Raw genomic sequence first — 17,747 nt, 5'->3', positions numbered from 1 at the left:
TCTAGTGCATCGTGGCGACCGAGACACCGACCGGGGCCGGTACCGGCCTGCCAGTGCCCTGCTGGCTGGCGTAACGCTGCCACTCACGGCTGATCTCGGCGTACGGCATGAAGATGCTGACCTGCTCCTGCACCGGCAGGTCGGCGCGCTTGAGCTTTTGCAGGTCATCCTGCTCCAGGTAAGCAACGTTGATGCCGACCACGGTGCCGTCGGCGGCGTACACCGGCCCCCCGGACATGCCCTGCACGGTCGGGCCATCATGGGTGCCGTACATCACGCCCCCGTCCTTGGCGTCCAGGCGCACCATGGCACTCAGCGCACGGCCCTGGCCCTGGCTTTTCATGTACATGGAGTTGTAGCCGACCGCCGTGAGCGTTTCGCCGGGGCGGTACTGGCGCCACATGGGCGCGCGCTGACCGGCCTTGTGACGGAAGAACTGCACGTCGCCTCGCCCCTGGAAGACCGCCCCTGGTACATAGGGAAGATGCTTGACCGTTACGGCATATTCATCGTTCCACTGCACGGCGCTGGCCATCATCAGTAACGCCAGAGGACCTCCGGCATGAACGAGAAACGCTTGGTCTTGAACAGGATCCTTTACATACGCGGTGGACATTCCATTGCACCCGCTGATCAGCACACAGGCTGCCAGAAGTGACTTGAGGGGGGTCATGCGGCTCACATTGGGATGGATTGAAAGGTGGTGCGAATATGTCACTGAGCCATCACCAAGGCAATATGCCATTAGTGCAAGTCGACGGACGGTGGGTTTTTGTCGCCATTTTTTCGGCGCCTGAAAAAATGCTGCCGGGTACATGGAATGACCTGGCACAGGTTGACTGCGCAACCTTGCGAACCGGAAATGGACGGTCTGCTCAAGACACAGCAGGGGCTATGCAGATCGCTCGCCCCTGCTGCATCGGCACCCAAGGGATTTACCGGGGCGTGTTCAGCTTGATCACATCACCGGAAACAGTCGTGGTGTAGCCGTTGAGGACCCATGCCCAGAACCACTTTTCCTGCACCTGGGTATTGATCAGCGCATCGCCACCCTTGGCTTTGATTGCCGCATTCTGCGCACGTACAAATCGGGAGTTCTGCTGGATAGGGATCAGGTTGAACAGCATCAGACCTGTCGCACTGGCCTCGCTGTGGCCGATGACGGTGTACTCGCTGCTGTCGTAATGCTCAGTCTTCATGGGGGTGCCGGTGCAACCCGCCAGGACCAGACCACAGGCTGCAACCACAACGGCTTTGCTCAAAAACTTCACGATAAAACTCCATGCAATAACGCCCGGATCCAATTATCGGGCGGGCGGCAGTCTACCTGTAAGGCGGGTGCGTGTGAAATTTTACGCCGGCGCCCCCTCCGCCGGCTGTTAATGCCCGGGTTCATCAGTGCCCCCGGCAAATGTGCTGTTGCAGGCCTGGAGAGTTGGGCATACCTTGTCAAAAACCTATACAGAGGCACTGTTGATGTACAAGAAACCCACGTGGCCGCTGACGCTCTACTTTGACGGCGCCTGCCCGTTGTGTGCTCGGGAAATCAGGATCCTGCGGGCAAGGGCAGCGCCCGATCGCCTGCAATTCGTCGATATCAGCGCTGAGGCGTTCGAGGCCGGATCGGCAGGACTGACGCATGCGCAGATGGCGTCGCTGTTGCACGCCAGATTTGATGATGGCACCTGGGTCACCGGCCTGGACGCCACGCTCTGGAGCTGGCGGGCAGCGGGCCTGGGTGCCTGGGCAGCGCCGTTGTCGTGGCGTCTGACCCGGCCGCTGCTGGACCTTGGCTATCGGCTTTTCTGCCGCTGGCGCCCGCACCTGACCTGGCTGCCTCACCCTGACGGCAGTGCCCGCTGTCAGGATGAGCACTGCGCCGTTTCGCCTACCGGCACTGCCCCGCACGATCGCTCAGCGCCTGACAAACGCTAGCCGTGTCCTTAATCGGCCTGCTTCAACCACTCGATCACCTGCGCATGCAACTGCGGATCGCCGCACGCCACAATGGCGCCGCCATGTTGCGCAGTGCCACCGTCCCAGGCGGTCATCACGCCACCGGCGCCTTCGATGATCGGGATCAGGGCCTGGACGTCATACGGCTTGAGACTGGCCTCAATGATGACGTCGACAAACCCCGACGCCAGCATGCAGTAGGCATAGCAGTCACCGCCCCAGCGCATCAGGCGGGTCTGGCTGGCCACGCGATCAAAGGCTTCGCGCTGGCCGGGTTCGGTGAACATGTCAGGCGTAGTGGCCATCAGAATGGCCGAAGACAGGCTGTCGCAGCGACGGGTTTTCAGCGGCACGCCGTTGCACCAGGCGCCTTCGGGGGTGCCGATGTAACGCTCGCCGGTGAATGGCTGGTTCATCATGCCGAGCACCGGGCGCTGGCCGTCGTTGAGTGCGATCAGCGTGCCCCACAGCGGCAGGCCGGTGATGAAGGCACGTGTGCCGTCGATGGGGTCCAGCACCCAGGTCAGACCGCTGCGGCCGGTGACGTCCTCTTCTTCCTCACCCAGAATGCCGTCCTCGGGGTACTGGGCCAGGATATGCTCGCGCATCACCCGCTCGGCGGCCTTGTCGGCCACGGTGACCGGGTCGAAATGCGCGCCGCCCTTGTCCTCCACCGTCATCTGCGCCCGGAAATAAGGCTGGATGGCCGTGCCCGAGGCATCTGCCAGACGGTGGGCAAAGGCCAGGTACTCTTGCAAGGTGTCGTTGCTCAGGGTCATGAGGGTTTCCTGTTCTGGAGGCGCGTGATGCAGGCGCACGTGGCGTGCAGGCGCGGATCATACCGCACCTGCTGTCCTGGGCGAGGCAACCTGACGATCCTCTCTGAGTCGCATTGCAAGACCAATCAGTTTCTCTTGTGCGAATATTCTGAACATTGAGTGACAGGCTTGTTTGATTTATTTGGCTGCTTAATATTGCTGCCAGTACATTCAGCCTCCAGCCCATCGCCATGAAATCCTTCAAGACCCTCAGAGTTCGAGTGCGAGACAAGCATGCAGCACAACTGCGCAAGGCCTCTCGTGCCGTGAATTTCGTGTGGAATTACGTGAATGAGTTGAGCAGCCGGGCGATTCGCGAGCGCGGGCGTTTTCTATCCAGATTCGATATGCATCCGTATGTCAAAGGCTCCAGCAAAGTGCTTGGGCTTCACAGCCATACCATCCAGAGCGTAACGGATGAATATGTGAACCGTCGCAAACAGTTCAAAAAGCGTCGGCTCCACTGGCGTTGCTCGGATGGTGCCCGGCGCAGCCTGGGTTGGGTGCCCTTCAAGACAGGTGCTGCCGTCTGGAGAAACGGTCAGATCCTCTTCAACAAGCAGCACTTCCAGGTCTGGGACAGCTACGGCCTGGCGGGTTACTCATTCAGATCAGGAAGCTTTAATGAAGATACCCGTGGACGTTCGTATTTCAACGTCACGGTCGAGATCGAATGCACGCTATCACCGGGTCAAGACACCCTGGGTATCGACCTGGGCCTGAAAACCACCGCCACATGCAGCGACGGCGAAAAGCTTGAAAGTGGCCAATTCTATCGGGATCTGGAGGCGGCTTTGGGCATTGCCCAACGTGCCGGCAAAAAGGCGCGAGTGAAAGCAATTCATGCAAAGATTGCAAATCGGCACAAGGACGCCTTGCACAAATTCAGCAGCGCTCTGGTTGCGCGTTGCGGATTGATTGTTGTGGGCGATGTAAGCTCACTGAAACTCGTGAAAACCCGCATGGCCAAGTCGGTGCTCGACGCCAGCTGGGGTCAACTGAAAACGATGCTGGCCTATAAATGCGATCACGCAGGTATCATTTTCAGGGTTGTCAGCGAGAGAAACACCACCCAGACCTGCTCGACCTGCAAGCAATTGCCAGCGTCGAGGCCGAGAGGTATCGCAGGGCTTGGAATAAGGGAATGGACTTGTTGTGAGTGCGGTGCCACTCACGACCGCGACATCAATGCCGCCAGGAACATTCTCGCGCTCGGGCATGAGCGTCCATCTGTGGGAATCTCTGTCCTCAAGGACAGGTAAGATGCCAACCCGCCGTGTAACCTCAGGGAAATCGTAAGTTCTCCGTCCAGGCAATCACGTCTCTGACAAATCAATATGCCGGTTAAGCATTTCTAACTTGTGGAGGTGTCTGCACTGTGGCATTGAGGCTGAGTAAACGCCTTTGCCTGCCTGAAAAGGGTCCCTGTCCAGCCCGCTCACACGCCTGCGATTGAGGCATGTCCTTTCCAGCCCCTGCGCGCGCCTTTAAATTTTTCCCATTTATCAGCCCTCTCCCTGTTAGGGCTATAATGCGCGCGCCTTTATTCTGATTATGACGTCCTTATGAAAACCCTGTTTTTCGCTGTACTGCTGTCGCTGTCACTGGGCAACTTTGCCTTCGCCGCGCCGCCCGCAACCTTTGCCGACGCCAAAGTGGTCGCCAAGGAAAAGATTTACATGGATCAGGCCAACAGTGCCCAAGGCGAGTTGTATTGCGGCTGCCAGTGGAACTGGGTCGGTAAATCGGGCGGCCAGGTCGATGCCAAATCCTGTGGTTATAAAACCCGCAAACAGGAAAACCGCGCCGAGCGCACCGAGTGGGAACACATCGTGCCGGCCTGGACGTTCGGGCATCAGCGCCAGTGCTGGGCCAACGGCGGACGCGAGCATTGTATTGATGACGACCCGGTGTTCCGCAGCATGGAAGCCAACCTGTTCAATCTTTACCCGGCGGTGGGTGAAGTGAATGGCGACCGCAGCAACTACAACTACGGCATGGTCTCTGGTGTGGCGCCGCAATATGGTCAATGCACCACCAAGGTGGACTTTGAACAGCGCGTGGCCGAACCGCGTGATGAAGTCAAAGGCCTGGTGGCACGGACCACGTTCTATATGTTTGATCGCTACAAGCTGAGTATGTCGCGTCAACAGCAACAGGTCTTGATGGCGTGGAACAAACAGCACCCGGTCAGTGCCTGGGAAAAGGAACGTAATAACCGCATCACCGCGATCATGGGCCACACCAACCCATTCGTGACCGGTGCGCGCACCTGGACCCTGGATTACAAGCCGGTCGGCGATGGCCTGGTCAGCCCGATCCCGGCACGGGCGCAAGCAGCCACCGCGCCGGCAGCGGCGACCACCGCCTCGGCCGGCTCGATCATCGGCAACCGCACCAGCCAGATCTACCACCTGCCCAGCGGCTGCCCGAGCTACGACAAGGTGTCGGCCAAGAACCAGGTCGCGTTCGAATCCGAGTCCCAGGCAGTAGCCGCCGGGTACAGGAAGGCCGGGAACTGCAAGTAAGCCTGGACGCTATCTTCGCAGGAGCGGCTTTAGCCGCGAAAAGGCAAACACCTTCGCCGCCCAGCCGCTCCTGCCCACCTATCGGGGCCATTACGCCCCCATCAACGCCCTCACCCGCCCCGCCAGCGCCTCGGCGGTAAAAGGCTTGGTCAGTACCAGCCTGCCTGGACCCAGTTGCGCATCGCCAAGCGCTGCACTTTCGGCGTAGCCGGTGATGAACAGGGTCTTGAGGCCGGCACGAATCTCCTGGCCGGCGTCGGCCATCTGACGCCCGTTCATACCGCCGGGCAGGCCCACATCGGTGACCAGCAGGTCGATGCGCGCATCCGAGCGCAGCACCTTGAGCCCGGCCATGCTGTCGCCGGCCTCGATCACGGTGTAGCCCAGATCGCCCAGCACATCGGCCAGCAGCATGCGCACCGTGGGTTCGTCATCGACCACCAGGATGGTTTCGCCGACCCCGGCAAGTGCCGCCGGTATCGGCTCAATGTCGCCTTCGCTGTCTGTCGCCGTACCGAAATAGCGCGGCAAATAGAGGCACACCGTAGTCCCCTGGCCGACGGTCGAGGCAATGCGCACCTGCCCGCCAGACTGCTTGGCAAAGCCATAGATCATCGACAGTCCAAGCCCGGTGCCCTGGCCGATCGGCTTGGTGGTGAAAAACGGATCGAAGGCCTTGGCCATGATGTCCGGGGTCATCCCGGTGCCGGTATCGGTCACGCACAGACACAGGTACTGGCCTTCAGGCAGATCGTAGGCATGGGCGGCAGCAGCGTCCATGCAGTGGTTGGCGGTCCTGATGGTAATGCTGCCACCGTCCGGCATCGCGTCGCGGGCGTTGAGGCACAGGTTCAGCAGTGCGTTTTCGAGCTGGCTGGCATCGACCAGGGTCGGCCACAGCGTGGGCGCCTCCAGGGCTTCGACGTGGATGCCAGGGCCGACCGTGCGTTGAATCATCTCGACCATGCCGGCGACCAGCGCATTGACATGGGTGGGCCTGGGGTCGAGGGTCTGGCGCCGGGAAAAGGCCAGCAGCCGGTGGGTCAGGGACGCGGCGCGACGGGCGGCCCCCTGGGCGGCGCCGATGTATTTGCCGATGTCGGTCAGGCGGCCCTGGGTGATGCGCATGTCGATCAGTTCCAGGGACCCCGAAATGCCGGCCAGCAGGTTATTGAAGTCGTGCGCCAGTCCCCCGGTCAGTTGTCCGACCGCCTCCATTTTCTGCGACTGCCGCAGTTTTTCTTCGGCCTGCATCAATTCGGCCGTGCGCTCGGCCACACGGTGCTCCAGCGTGTCATTCATGGCCCGCAGCGCGGCGGTGGCACGGTCACGCTCGGCCTCGACGGTACGACGCTCCTGCACATCGATCAGCACCCCGGGAAAGCTCAGGCCCGTGCGGTCCTCGGCCAGGTCGACCCGCCCGTTGGCCTCGATCCAGTAATAATTGCCATCGGCACGCCGTACCCGGTACTGGTGGGCATAGGCGCCACCGCGCCGGATCACCTCATGGATGGCGGTAATCAAGCCGTCCTGGTCATCGGGGTGCACGGTGGTGATCACCTGCACCAGGCTCAGCCCCGTGCGCCCCAGTGCCGGGTCAAGACCAAAGGCGTCGGCAAAACCTTCATCGACCGTAAAGCGGTCCGTCAGCAGATCCCAGTGCCAGGTACCGATGATTGCTCCTGCCGCCAGCGCCAGTTGCACCCGCTGCACGTTTTCACGCGCCAGCAACTCGCTGGCGCGCAAGCGCTCCTGGGCATTGCGGCGTTCGGTCACATCGCTGAAAAAGATACCGATCGTGCGTTCGGCCGGATCGCCGACCCGCACGGCCCGCACGTCAAACCAACGCTCGAAGGCCTCGGCATAGTTCTCGAAGTTGGCCGGCTCGCCGGTCTTGGCCACATGCCCGTAGGCCTTGAACCAGAATGGCTCCAGGTCCGGTGCAAATTCGGTGACCCACTTGCCGCGCAGGTTGACCCCGGCCTGTTGCTCGAACGCGGCATTGACCTCGACAAAGCGGTAGTCGATCGGCTGATCATCGGCGTCGAACTTGACCTGGACAATCGCAAACGCCGCCTCGATGGTCTCCAGAATGGTGCGGTACAGCGCCTCGCTTTTTAGCAGGGCCTTTTCCGCACGCCGCACCCGGGTCAGGTCAAGCATCGCGCCGATCATGCGCACGGCCTGACCTTGCACGTTACGGATCACATGGCCACGGTCAAGCACCTCGGCCCAGGAGCCGTCGGCGCGATGAAAACGATACTCGTCGGACCAGGCATCGCCCTGGCCGTCGATCAAGGCATGGATCGAGTCGTGGATACGCGCCCTGTCATCGGGATGAATCTGCGCAATCCACCAGTCGCCGGTCATGTCCTGCGCGGTCAGGCGATGGCCATAGGCGTCTCGCAGGGCGTCGTTCCACTGCACATGATTGGCCTGCAGGTCCCAATCCCAGATCGCGTCGTTGGTGGCCTTGGCCGCCAGCCGATAGCGCTCCTGGGTTTCTTCGATCGCAAGCCCCGTCACTGGCGTGCAGTGTGGCGTGGCCAGGGTCAGGGCATGGGATGTCTGCACCTGCGGTACGGCGTCGAGGCCGGCGGTCTCAAGCAGACTGTGCAGGCGCATGACCTCGGCCTCCAGCGCCTCTCGGGAAAGGTGTTTCAGCACGGCCCCCACCTACGCATGTTTGTAACCACTGACGGACTCTCTGAGATCATATTAATAGCACATGGCCAGACCGGGAGCAGGATACTCCCGGCGGTCAGGCCCGCCAAAATAATCTCTTTCATCCGTTTGCGTATCGAAAAAGTGCCTTGTGCAGAGGCCATCGCGCAACAAGTGGCAGGCCGGCCCGATAAAACCGATGGCCGGTCTTATCGATTGATGAAAACCACCCCCGACCTTGCCCGCTCGTCCACGGTCAGTTCAAAGACATCCGGTCGCGAGTAATGCCCGACCACGTCAAAGTCATACCGCGCCCTGACCAGTTCACCGGTATCGATCTCGGCGGTCAGCAAGCCGGCCGCGCCCTTCAACGGCCCCGCCAGTACATCGCCCAGCGGGCCAACGATCAGGCTGCCGCCATTGATCAAAGGCCGATCGTTGTCCCAGCCCGGCACCTGGGTGCCCAGATCGGCAGGCGACGGCTGGACCTGGCAGGCGCTGATCACAAAGCAGCGGCCCTCATGGGCGATATGGCGCATCGAACTGTGCCACACATCGCGCTCATCCACGGTCGGTGCACACCAGATCTCGACGCCCTTGGCGTACATCGCGGTGCGCAGCAACGGCATGTGGTTTTCCCAGCAGATCGCCGCGCCGATGCGGCCGGCCGGCACATCGAACACCGGCAGGGTCGAGCCATCGCCCTGCCCCCAGATCAGCCGCTCGGTGCCGGTGGGCATCAGCTTGCGGTGCTTGCCGACCAGGCCCTGGGCCGGGTCGAAAAACAATGCGGTGCAAAACAGCGAGCTGCCCGCACGCTCGATGACCCCGACCACCAGATGCGCCCCTGTGCGCTGCGCGAGTCCTGCCAGCGCATGGACTTCGTCGCCGTCCAGGTCAATCGCATTATCGAAATAACGTGCATAGGCCTCACGCCCCTCCGGCAAGCGATAGCCCAGGCGCGTGCCGAAATCCTCACCCTTGGGGTAGCCGCCCAGAATCGCTTCGGGCAGCACCACCAGCGTGGCGCCCGAGGCCAGGATGGCCTCTTCATAAGACAGGATCAGTGCCAGGGTCTGGGCCTTGCCACCGGGCAGAGAGCCGATCTGAAGGGCTGCAACGGTTGAACGCGCCATAGTGAAGTCCGTGCCGAATAAATATCAGCCGATTCTAGAACGCTCGGTCATCATTGATGAATAGTGACTGGCTGCTACATGATATGAAGCACATTCATATCAGGCTGAAGCATTCGATCACAGCAGCCTTCGCTTCGATGACCGAGGCTTCGACCAACTCCTGCGTGCGCCAGCCCAGCTCGATCGGATAGCGGCGCAGCGCAATCGGGCATGGCAACACTTGCAAACCGCACAAGCGGGCAATGGCCTGGGCCGCATGGTCCGGTACGGTGGCAATCGCAGCGGTGCCCTTCAGCAGGTAAGGCAACGCGGCAAAATGGGTGGTCGAGGCCACTACCCGGCGTTTCAGGCCCGACAACGCCAGCCCTTCATCGACCACGCCGATAAAACCGCCCGAGGAAATCAGGATCTGCTCGTGCTCGACAAACTGCTCGACACTGAAGGTCGCCGGGTCCAGCCGGGTGTGTTCCGGATCGACCAGGCAACTGTAGCCTCCTTCGCCCAGCAGTTGTCGGCTGAGCACCCGGCTGGCAATACTGCCACTGGTAATGGCCAGGTCGATGCTGCGCTCGAGCAAGGCATCACTGACGATCTGGCTGTGGGTCTGGCGAAAGATCACCCGCAGCTGCGGGGCGCGTCGGGCCAGCACGGCCATGAGCGTGCGGCCGATGGCGATTTCGAAATCGTCCGACAGCCCAAGGGTCACCGACCGTCCGGCAAAGCTTTCAGGCACCGGCAAGGCCATGCTCAGGCTCTGCCGACACTTGTCCAGGGCTTCGGACACGACGGGCTTGAGCTGGTTGGCCAGCAAGGTCGGCGTCAGGCCCCGGCCGGTGCGCACGAACAGCGGATCGCCATACACCACCCGCAAGCGCGCCAGCGCTGCACTGACGGCCGACTGGGTGACGCCCAGCCGCAACGCAGCGCGGCTGGCGCTGCCTTCGTGGTGCAAGGCCTCGAAGACCTTGAGCAGGTTGAGGTCGGTGTGGGCGATGTTCATCGGGTCATACCCTTGGCGAAGGTCGCGCCTGAACGTGGCGCGATCAGGCGCTGAAGGGCTACCGTATGCCGATCAATGAGGGTAGCCCCTGAACAGGCTTTATCAGTCTTTTTTCTTTTCCTTGACCAGCTCGTCGTAGTCGGAATTGATCGCGAAAGTCTGCGCCAACCAGGTCTCATCAGGCTTGTACAACTGCATGCGCAGCCCGGCCGGCCCTTCCCGCATGCCCACCAGATACACCAGGGTCACATACCGGGTGCCGACGGTGCGCTCCTCGATGAGTTCATGAAACTTGTACTCCCCACCGAAAGCCTTGCTCATGTACTGGACCATCTGTTGCCTGTCTTCAGGGTCCATGTCCTTCTTGACGCCCATCGTATCGATAGCCTTGTCGAACTGCCTGGCCTGGATCTGTTCGAACAGCCGCTGCGGGACACCGCTGTAATCGTCGGCGCCAGCGGTCGTGCTCAACAGCGCCAGCGTCATACCCGCCATGAGTGCTTTCATGCCTTTTCCCTTCTGTGTACGAATGCGAACGGCCGGTGCCATGCCGAGGGTGATCAACATGCCTGTGACTGAAAAAGCCGCCGCAAGTTCGCAGGCGCGGCTTGAACCGCGAAGTATACGCATGACATAGCCCCAGGCCACCATCTGCGGTCTGCCGCAGACCGTCCTGGCGAATATTTCCCCGTTCATGCTGTCCCTTGCAGTTCACAACCAATGGAGCACAGCAGTCATGGGCCTGGATATTTGTGCCTACAGCAAACTGGTGGAAGCGCCTGACGCCAGGCGTGATCAGGACGGTGAACTCGAAGACTGGGAGCACTACCGCCAATTTCGCGAGAGCAATGACTTTCCGGGCCGGCTTGAAGGCCTCAAGCCTGACGTTGCCTATGAGGTGAGTGGCGAAACCCTTGAGTTTCGCGCCGGCAGCTACACCGGCTACTGCGCCTGGCGCAACCAGTTGGCGCAGATGGCAGGTTATCCCCTGACCCGCTATGAAGGCCCTGACGGTGAGACCGAGGGGTATGACGCCGGCGCCTGGTTTTCCAGCGAAGGGCCTTTCTTCGAGCAGATCAATTTCACCGACAGCGACGGGACCCTGGGGCCGAGCGCCAGCGCCAGGCTGGCCGCAGACTATGCCGCCCATGCCGACAAGGCCGAGCAGATCGGCGGCGTGTTCTGGGCGCTGTACCAGCAGTGGCAACAAGCGTTCAGCCTGGCGAAAGACGATGGAGCGGTGGTGTTTGGTTGAGTGTCAGGGGTGACTCAGGACGTGCCCGGTTCGGTATCGCGATACGGTTGCCGGTCTTGACCTCGCGCAGGGCCAGGCTGGACTGGATGGAGGCGATGCCCACCTGGCGCCTGAGCACCTGCTCGATGAAGTCACTGTAGCTGTCGAGGTCTTCTGCCAACACTTGCAGCACATAGTCGGCATCGCCGGTGATCTTGTGACAGGCCAGGACCTCGGGTAACTGCGCAATCACGGCCTCGAAGTCATCTGGCGCATGGTCGGCGTGGGTAGAAAAGCGGATGTGCACGAAGGCCATGATATCCAGCCCCAGCATGCGCCTGTCGAGGTTGGCCTGGTAGCCCTTGATCACGCCGGCCTCCTCCATGCGCTTGCGCCGTCGCCAGCACGGCGTCAGGCTTAACGACAGCCGCTCACTGAGTTCGGCGTTGGAAATACTCGCATCGTCCTGCAGCAACTCAAGGATCGCCAGGTCGGTTTCATCAAGACTGATGCGCTTGGATAATTTTTTCTTCATCGAGTCATTCCTGAGTAAAAAAACCCGAATTTTTTTAAAAGGTACGAATACAAAGCAAAGAAAGCGCCCCGGGGTCGGAACAGAATAGTTTCACCGGCTCACATTAACGGATGCGCAGAATGTTTACAGTTTTTAGTGATTCCCACCGCCTGCATCACGGCACCGAATTGAAAGACGGTGTGCTCAAGCCTTCGTTCGAACAGCCCAGCCGGGCAGACACTGTTCATCACCGCGTCAAGCAGGTCGGCCTCGGCCAGATCATTGAGCCGCGAGCCTTTGACCGGGCGTGCTATGTCAACGCCCACAGCGAGCGCTACGTCAGTTTTCTGGAAACCGCCTGGGCGCAGTGGTCCGCCACCGGACGCACCCACGATGCCTTGCCGCTGGTATGGCCGGTGCGCGACCTGGCCAACCAGCAAGTGCCCGCGTTCATCGACGGCCAGTTGGGTTTCTATGCCATGGATGCCGGCTCACCGATTACCGCCAGCACCTGGCAAGCGGCCAGGACCAGCGCCGACATCGCCCTGACCGGCCTGGCGCTGCTCGATGAAGGCCACGACAGTGCCTTTGCCCTCTGCCGGCCGCCCGGCCATCACGCGGCACGCGAATACATGGGTGGCTACTGCTATCTCAACAACGCCGCCATCGCCGCCCAACAAGCGATCACGCAAGGCGCCCAACGCGTCGCGGTGCTGGACGTCGACTTTCATCACGGCAACGGCACCCAGAACATTTTCTATGACCGCCGTGACGTCATGTTCGTCTCGCTGCACGGCGAGCCGGCAGTGTCTTATCCGTACTACTCGGGCTTCAGCCACGAAGTCGGTGTCGGCCACGGCGAGGGCTTCAACCACAACTACCCATTGCCGAAAAACACCACCTGGCAACGCTATCGCGATGCCTTGCTGCATGCCTGCAAGCAACTCCAGCAGTTCGCCCCGCAGGTGCTGGTGATCTCCCTCGGGGTCGATACGTTCAAGGACGACCCGATCAGCCACTTTCTGCTCGAAAGTGACGATTTCATTGGCATCGGCGAGCTGATCGCGAGCATCGGTTGCCCCACGCTGTTCGTCATGGAAGGCGGCTACATGGTCGACGAAATCGGCATCAATGCCGTCAACGTGCTGCATGGCTACGAAAGCAAGCGCGCCTGACATTCCCAAGCTGCACCTTTCAACCAGTCAATCCAGGAAGCACACCATGACGCTTTTCATCGACGTCGATCAGGCCGCGCGCCTGTTCACCACGGTCGGCATTCGCCAGGCCATTCGCGAAATGGCCCGCTATATCGAAGCCGACTACTTGCGCTGGGCCGAATTCGACAAGTCGCCGCGCACCGCCAATCACTCGCCCAACGGGGTGATCGAACTGATGCCGACCGATGATGGGCAGCAATATGCGTTCAAGTACGTCAACGGCCATCCGGACAACGGTCAGAACGACCTGCTGACGGTCATGGCCTTCGGGGTGCTGGCCGACGTCCACAGTGGCTATCCCACCCTGCTCAGTGAACTGACCCTGACGACCGCCGTGCGCACGGCCGCCACTTCCGCGCTGGTCGCGCAATCGCTCGCCCGGCCCGGGGCAAGCTCGATGGCAATCATCGGCAATGGTGCCCAGAGCGAATTCCAGGCCCTGGCCTTCCATGAAATGCTGGGCATCGACGAAATCCGCGTGTTCGATATCGATCGGGCCGCCTCGCTCAAGCTCAAGCAGAACCTGGCGGCCTTCCCTGGGCTGCGGGTGATCATTGCCGACTCGATACAGGAGGCGGTCAAGGGCGCGCACATCGTCACCACCGTGACCGCCGACAAAGCCTATGCAACGATTCTCACCCCCGACATGGTCGAGCCCGGCATGCATATCAATGCCGTAGGCGGCGACTGCCCGGGCAAAACCGAACTGCACGCCGACATTCTGCGCAATGCCCGGGTGATCGTGGAATTCGAACCACAAACCCGGATTGAAGGCGACATTCAACAACTGGAAGCCGACTTTCCCGTCACCGAGTTCTTCAGGATTGCCCAGGGTGAAGTACCAGGCCGTGAGCGCACCGATCAGGTCACGGTCTTCGATTCGGTGGGCTTTGCCCTGGAAGATTTTTCATCCTTGCGCTACCTGCAGGACCTGGCACGACAGCACTCGATCGGCGAGCGCATCCACCTGGTGCCGACGCCGGCCAACATCAAGAACCTCTACCAGTTGCTCGACCCGCAACCGCTCAGGGCCGGGCATTTGCGCTCGGCCACCTGAGCCGCCGGGGCTGAGCCTGCACGTAGCCCTGCATCACCGTCAATAGCCGTTATCTCTGACAAGAACACTCGCGGGATGATTCGCGCGTTGCGTCCTGACGCGTGAACCGACGCACCCGATTTCTACTTTCTGCCAAAACTCAAAAACATAAAATCAAGAGGTTTTGTAATGAAATCGACGCCACCAAGGCTGGCCGACCAGCCTGCACTGCAGCGCACGCTCAGCAATCGCCACATCCAATTGATGGCCATGGGAGGAGCGATAGGAACAGGCCTGTTCATGGGCTCCGGCAAGATCATCAACCTGTCAGGCACCTCGATCATCCTGATCTACATGATCATCGGCCTGTTCGTATTTTTCGTCATGCGGGCCATGGGCGAAATGCTGCTGTCCAACCTGAACTTCAAGACCTTCGCCGACTTTGCCGGCGCCTACCTGGGCCCCAGGGCGGCTTTTTTTCTCGGCTGGTCCTATTGGCTGAGCTGGAGCGTGGCGGTCATCGGTGATGCCGTCGTGGTCGGCGGGTTCTTCCAGTACTGGTTTGCCGATGTCCCGGCGTGGATGCCCGCCGTCGGCATGCTGGCGACCTTGTTCGCCTTGAACGTGCTGACCGTCCGGCTTTTCGGTGAAGTGGAATTCTGGTTCGCGATCATCAAGATCATTGCTGTCGTGACCCTGATAGGCGTCAGTCTGACGCTGATTGCAACGTCGTTCGTATCCCCCAGTGGTGTGACGGCATCCTTGAGTCACCTGGTGGACAGGCAGGCCGCCTTCCCCAATGGCCTGCTTGGCTTCTTCGCCGGCTTTCAAATGGCAATCTTCTCGTTCGCCGGCACCGAACTGATCGGTACGGCCGCCGCAGAAACCCGCTCGCCGGAGAAAACCCTGCCCAAGGCCATCAATGCCATCCCGCTGCGCATCATCCTGTTCTATGTGCTCGCGCTGACCTGCATCATTGCCGTGACGTCCTGGCAACAGGTTTCACCCATCAAAAGCCCTTTCGTCGAGCTGTTTCTGGTGGCGGGGTTTCCGGCGGCGGCCGGCATCGTCAACTTCGTGGTCCTGACCTCGGCGGCCTCATCGGCCAACAGCGGTGTATTTTCATCCAGCCGCATGCTGTTCGGGCTGGCCAATCAGGGCAATGCGCCAACGGTCTTCCAGCGCCTGTCGGGCAACAGCGTGCCGCTGATCAGCCTGGCGTTCACCTGCCTGCTGATGCTCATCGGTGTGCTGGTGCTGTTTATCGTGCCGCAAGTCATGACGGCGTTCACCATCGTGTCCACCGTGTCGGCGATCCTGGTGATCTTCACCTGGTCGACCATCCTGGCGTCCTACATTGCCTACCGCAGAAAGCGTCCCGAGCTGCATGCACGCTCGGCCTTCAAGATGCCGGGCGGCGTGCCCATGGCCTGGCTGTCCCTGGCTTTCCTGGGCTTTGTGCTGTGCCTGCTGGCGTTGCGCCCTGACACCCGGATCGCCTTGATGGCCATGCCGGCCTGGTTCATCTGGCTGGCCATTGCCTACCAACTGACCCGCAGCCGCAAACCAGAGCCGCTGGCGGACTCGGCGGGCGATTACAGTTGAGGCATGACTGACCTGTGTCCTGCGGTATTGCAGCGGGCATGCTTAGAGGCCGTCAACTTCACCCACGGCGTGCGGCTGTTTACGCCGTCGGACACGGCGTCATTTCGGATCACAGCGAGTGTGTTCAGGCAAAAAATCAATGAATAAGAGAGCTGGGCATTTCATTTTCTGGCCATCTGTGCGGCAATGACAGGCTTGTGGCATCGCCTTGAAAGACTTCAAGTCAAGCCGGCCCTGTACCTGCCAAAGCACTATGGAACACCCAGACTTACCGTCGGCGCTCTTGCCCTGTCGCGAGGGTGCCCGGCGGCGGCTCATACTCTCTTATTAGGATCACCAGCGTGCGCCTGCCCGATTTTATCGTCAAGAACGCTGAGCCCATCCTCCAGGCCTGGGAAGACTTTGCGAGAACCATCGAGATTTCCGGGGTGGCATTGGACAGGGAGTCCTTGCGCGATCATGCCGCGCAGATGCTTGAAGCCATCGTGGCGGACCTGCGTACCAAGCAGACCCGCTCAGAGCGCATTGCCCGCTCCCACGGCCAGGGGCCGGTTGCCACAGAAGAAACACCTGCCGAAACCCATGCTGTCACACGCTTGATGGCAGGTTTTACCATCGACCAGATGGTTTCTGAGTACCGCGCCTTGAGAACCAGCGTCCTCAATCAGTGGATGAAGGAAATCAAGTCAGGGGCAGACTTTGATGCCGACGACATGAATCGTTTTCATGAAGCCATCGACCAGGCACTTGCCGAATCCATTGCCAGCTACTCAAGGGCGGTAGACGTCTCGCGCACTGTATTTCTGGGCATCCTGGGTCATGATCTGCGTACACCACTTGGCGCCATCATGCTGGGCGCCGACAGCATGCGACGTTCGGCCGACACCAGCCCCCGCGGGGTCAAGCTCTCCAATCAGATCTACACCAGCGTGAAACGCGCCAACCAGATAGTGGGCGATCTGCTCGATCTGACACGCTGCCAGATGGGGCCGGGTATTCCCATTAAAACCACAGCACTGGACCTGTTGCCTTTGTGCGAGCGTATCGTCGATGAAATCCGTGCGTTTCATCCGGGTGTCCACCTGAACTTCATGGCTCACGCAGCGGTGACCGGCCAGTTTGATGGTCCTCGCATGGAGCAGGTCTTTTCCAACATCATCAGCAATGCGATACAGCATGGCGATAACCGAACGCCCATAGCAGTCACCCTGGCACAGGCAGACGGTCACGCAATCTTTACCGTCCACAATACCGGTGAGCCTATCCCGGAGGCGGCATTACCGTTCATCTTCAATCCCATGGGGCGTTTTTCGCAGCGCTCGGTTGCCGACCACCCGCCGACAGAGGGACTGGGCCTGGGGCTTTATATTGCTTCGGAAATTGTCACCGCTCATACGGGTGTTCTTGACGTCATTTCAGATAGCGTACAAGGCACTGTCTTTACGGTGACGGTGCCGATGCAGAGACCGGCAGCCTGAGTCGGGGTCGACAGTGTTCAGGCTGATGCCGGCAAGAGGAGTCGAACCCCTGACCTGCGCATTACGAATGCGCTGCTCTACCGACTGAGCTATGCCGGCATTATCTGGAGCGCAGCGATCAGTACGCCGCTGCACCTTCATTTCAGCATAGCCGTATTTGTCCATTAGTCCGTGGTGTTCAACCGTTCGACTTGAGTCCCACTGAACACCGTCTGCAAGGCACTTTTCAGCACAGCGACCTGCTCTGGAACAGCATCGCTACCTCGCGGCAGCTCAGCCAGAAAACGCGAGCCACCAAAGAACTCGACAAACTCGGGCTTGACCACCACTTCCAGACTGGCTGGGCACAAGACCACTTTCTCGATGGCATCGGACCGTTCATATTCCGCCTGGTCGGTATGAAAACCGATCCCCTCCTCCACACTGGCGTGATCGTCATCGTCCAGGCGCGTAATGATCATGAAGTTGGCAGGCGCTTGCGCATCATCACCCAGCGCCACCACCAGGACATTGTCTTCTTCGTAGCATTTTATGGTCGACGCAAAAAAACGCTTCATGCTT

General features: G+C 60.5%; 17 protein-coding genes and 1 tRNA gene. 8 read left to right on the top strand and 10 right to left on the bottom strand.

Annotation, left to right across the window (positions count from 1 at the left end):
* Position 1 precedes the first annotated feature (1 nt).
* Both ASF84_RS06460 and ASF84_RS06455 read right to left on the bottom strand, forming a co-directional pair.
* On the bottom strand, positions 2–538 hold the full coding sequence (locus tag ASF84_RS06460) for a trypsin-like peptidase domain-containing protein (protein ID WP_236709377.1): 537 nt from the start codon (positions 536–538) through the stop codon (positions 2–4).
* 397 nt (positions 539–935) lie between these two features.
* Positions 936–1,271 carry a hypothetical protein gene (locus ASF84_RS06455; protein WP_056836422.1) on the bottom strand — a complete coding sequence of 112 codons (336 nt, stop codon included), beginning with the start codon at positions 1,269–1,271 and terminating at the stop codon, positions 936–938.
* A 205-nt stretch (positions 1,272–1,476) separates the two neighbouring features.
* Between ASF84_RS06455 and ASF84_RS06450 the strand changes: the two genes are divergently transcribed.
* A complete protein-coding gene (locus ASF84_RS06450; RefSeq protein WP_056836420.1) occupies positions 1,477–1,935 on the top strand; it encodes a thiol-disulfide oxidoreductase DCC family protein in 459 nt (152 codons plus the stop codon).
* Between the two features lie 8 nt (positions 1,936–1,943).
* On the opposite strand, the gene hisN is transcribed toward ASF84_RS06450, so the two are convergent.
* On the bottom strand, positions 1,944–2,735 hold the full coding sequence (gene hisN / locus ASF84_RS06445; RefSeq protein WP_056836418.1) for a histidinol-phosphatase: 792 nt from the start codon (positions 2,733–2,735) through the stop codon (positions 1,944–1,946).
* Positions 2,736–2,965: 230 nt separating this feature from the next.
* Here hisN and ASF84_RS06440 point away from each other — a divergent pair, with 230 nt between their 5' ends.
* Both ASF84_RS06440 and ASF84_RS06435 read left to right on the top strand, forming a co-directional pair.
* Positions 2,966–4,036, top strand: coding sequence for an RNA-guided endonuclease InsQ/TnpB family protein (locus ASF84_RS06440; protein WP_056836417.1), 1,071 nt, complete (start codon positions 2,966–2,968; stop codon positions 4,034–4,036).
* A gap of 303 nt (positions 4,037–4,339) precedes the next feature.
* Positions 4,340–5,302, top strand: a complete 963-nt coding sequence (locus ASF84_RS06435; protein WP_056836415.1) for an endonuclease — start codon at positions 4,340–4,342, stop codon at positions 5,300–5,302.
* Positions 5,303–5,392: 90 nt separating this feature from the next.
* On the opposite strand, the gene ASF84_RS06430 is transcribed toward ASF84_RS06435, so the two are convergent.
* The 4 genes from ASF84_RS06430 to ASF84_RS06415 all read right to left on the bottom strand — a co-directional run bounded on the left by ASF84_RS06430 (position 5,393) and on the right by ASF84_RS06415 (position 10,609).
* Positions 5,393–7,927 (bottom strand): PAS domain-containing protein, encoded by a 2,535-nt coding sequence (locus tag ASF84_RS06430; protein WP_082481386.1) that lies wholly within the window; start codon positions 7,925–7,927, stop codon positions 5,393–5,395.
* 248 nt (positions 7,928–8,175) lie between these two features.
* Entirely contained in the window at positions 8,176–9,102 is a 927-nt protein-coding gene (locus ASF84_RS06425; RefSeq protein WP_056836413.1) for a carbon-nitrogen hydrolase family protein, read from the bottom strand.
* 94 nt (positions 9,103–9,196) lie between these two features.
* The gene (locus ASF84_RS06420; RefSeq protein WP_056836411.1) at positions 9,197–10,102 is read right to left on the bottom strand and encodes a LysR family transcriptional regulator; all 906 of its coding nucleotides are present in this window, start codon (positions 10,100–10,102) and stop codon (positions 9,197–9,199) included.
* 102 nt (positions 10,103–10,204) lie between these two features.
* Positions 10,205–10,609, bottom strand: a complete 405-nt coding sequence (locus ASF84_RS06415; protein ID WP_152035045.1) for a hypothetical protein — start codon at positions 10,607–10,609, stop codon at positions 10,205–10,207.
* 229 nt (positions 10,610–10,838) lie between these two features.
* On the opposite strand from ASF84_RS06415, the gene ASF84_RS06410 reads away from it, so the two are divergent.
* Positions 10,839–11,357, top strand: a complete 519-nt coding sequence (locus tag ASF84_RS06410; RefSeq protein ID WP_056836407.1) for a hypothetical protein — start codon at positions 10,839–10,841, stop codon at positions 11,355–11,357.
* Here ASF84_RS06410 and ASF84_RS06405 read toward each other — a convergent pair.
* Positions 11,317–11,871 (bottom strand): Lrp/AsnC family transcriptional regulator, encoded by a 555-nt coding sequence (locus ASF84_RS06405; protein WP_056836405.1) that lies wholly within the window; start codon positions 11,869–11,871, stop codon positions 11,317–11,319. The genes ASF84_RS06410 and ASF84_RS06405 overlap by 41 nt on opposite strands.
* A 119-nt stretch (positions 11,872–11,990) precedes the next feature.
* On the opposite strand from ASF84_RS06405, the gene ASF84_RS06400 reads away from it, so the two are divergent.
* The 4 genes from ASF84_RS06400 to ASF84_RS06385 all read left to right on the top strand — a co-directional run bounded on the left by ASF84_RS06400 (position 11,991) and on the right by ASF84_RS06385 (position 17,186).
* The gene (locus ASF84_RS06400; RefSeq protein WP_056836403.1) at positions 11,991–13,025 is read left to right on the top strand and encodes a histone deacetylase family protein; all 1,035 of its coding nucleotides are present in this window, start codon (positions 11,991–11,993) and stop codon (positions 13,023–13,025) included.
* A gap of 46 nt (positions 13,026–13,071) precedes the next feature.
* The gene (locus ASF84_RS06395; protein WP_056836402.1) at positions 13,072–14,124 is read left to right on the top strand and encodes an ornithine cyclodeaminase; all 1,053 of its coding nucleotides are present in this window, start codon (positions 13,072–13,074) and stop codon (positions 14,122–14,124) included.
* Between the two features lie 168 nt (positions 14,125–14,292).
* Entirely contained in the window at positions 14,293–15,708 is a 1,416-nt protein-coding gene (locus ASF84_RS06390) for an amino acid permease (protein ID WP_056836399.1), read from the top strand.
* Between the two features lie 341 nt (positions 15,709–16,049).
* Positions 16,050–17,186, top strand: coding sequence for a sensor histidine kinase (locus ASF84_RS06385; protein WP_056836397.1), 1,137 nt, complete (start codon positions 16,050–16,052; stop codon positions 17,184–17,186).
* Between the two features lie 26 nt (positions 17,187–17,212).
* Here the strand turns inward: ASF84_RS06385 and ASF84_RS06380 are convergent.
* Positions 17,213–17,285, bottom strand: a tRNA-Thr gene (locus tag ASF84_RS06380).
* 65 nt (positions 17,286–17,350) lie between these two features.
* Complete coding sequence (locus tag ASF84_RS06375; RefSeq protein ID WP_056836395.1) at positions 17,351–17,743, bottom strand: hypothetical protein; 393 nt, start codon at positions 17,741–17,743, stop codon at positions 17,351–17,353.
* Positions 17,744–17,747 lie beyond the last annotated feature (4 nt).

Origin of the sequence: Pseudomonas sp. Leaf127, from assembly GCF_001423155.1 — a bacterium.
Taxonomy (GTDB): Bacteria; Pseudomonadota; Gammaproteobacteria; order Pseudomonadales; family Pseudomonadaceae; genus Aquipseudomonas; species Aquipseudomonas ovata.
This window is presented reverse-complemented; position numbering and strand designations above follow the sequence as displayed.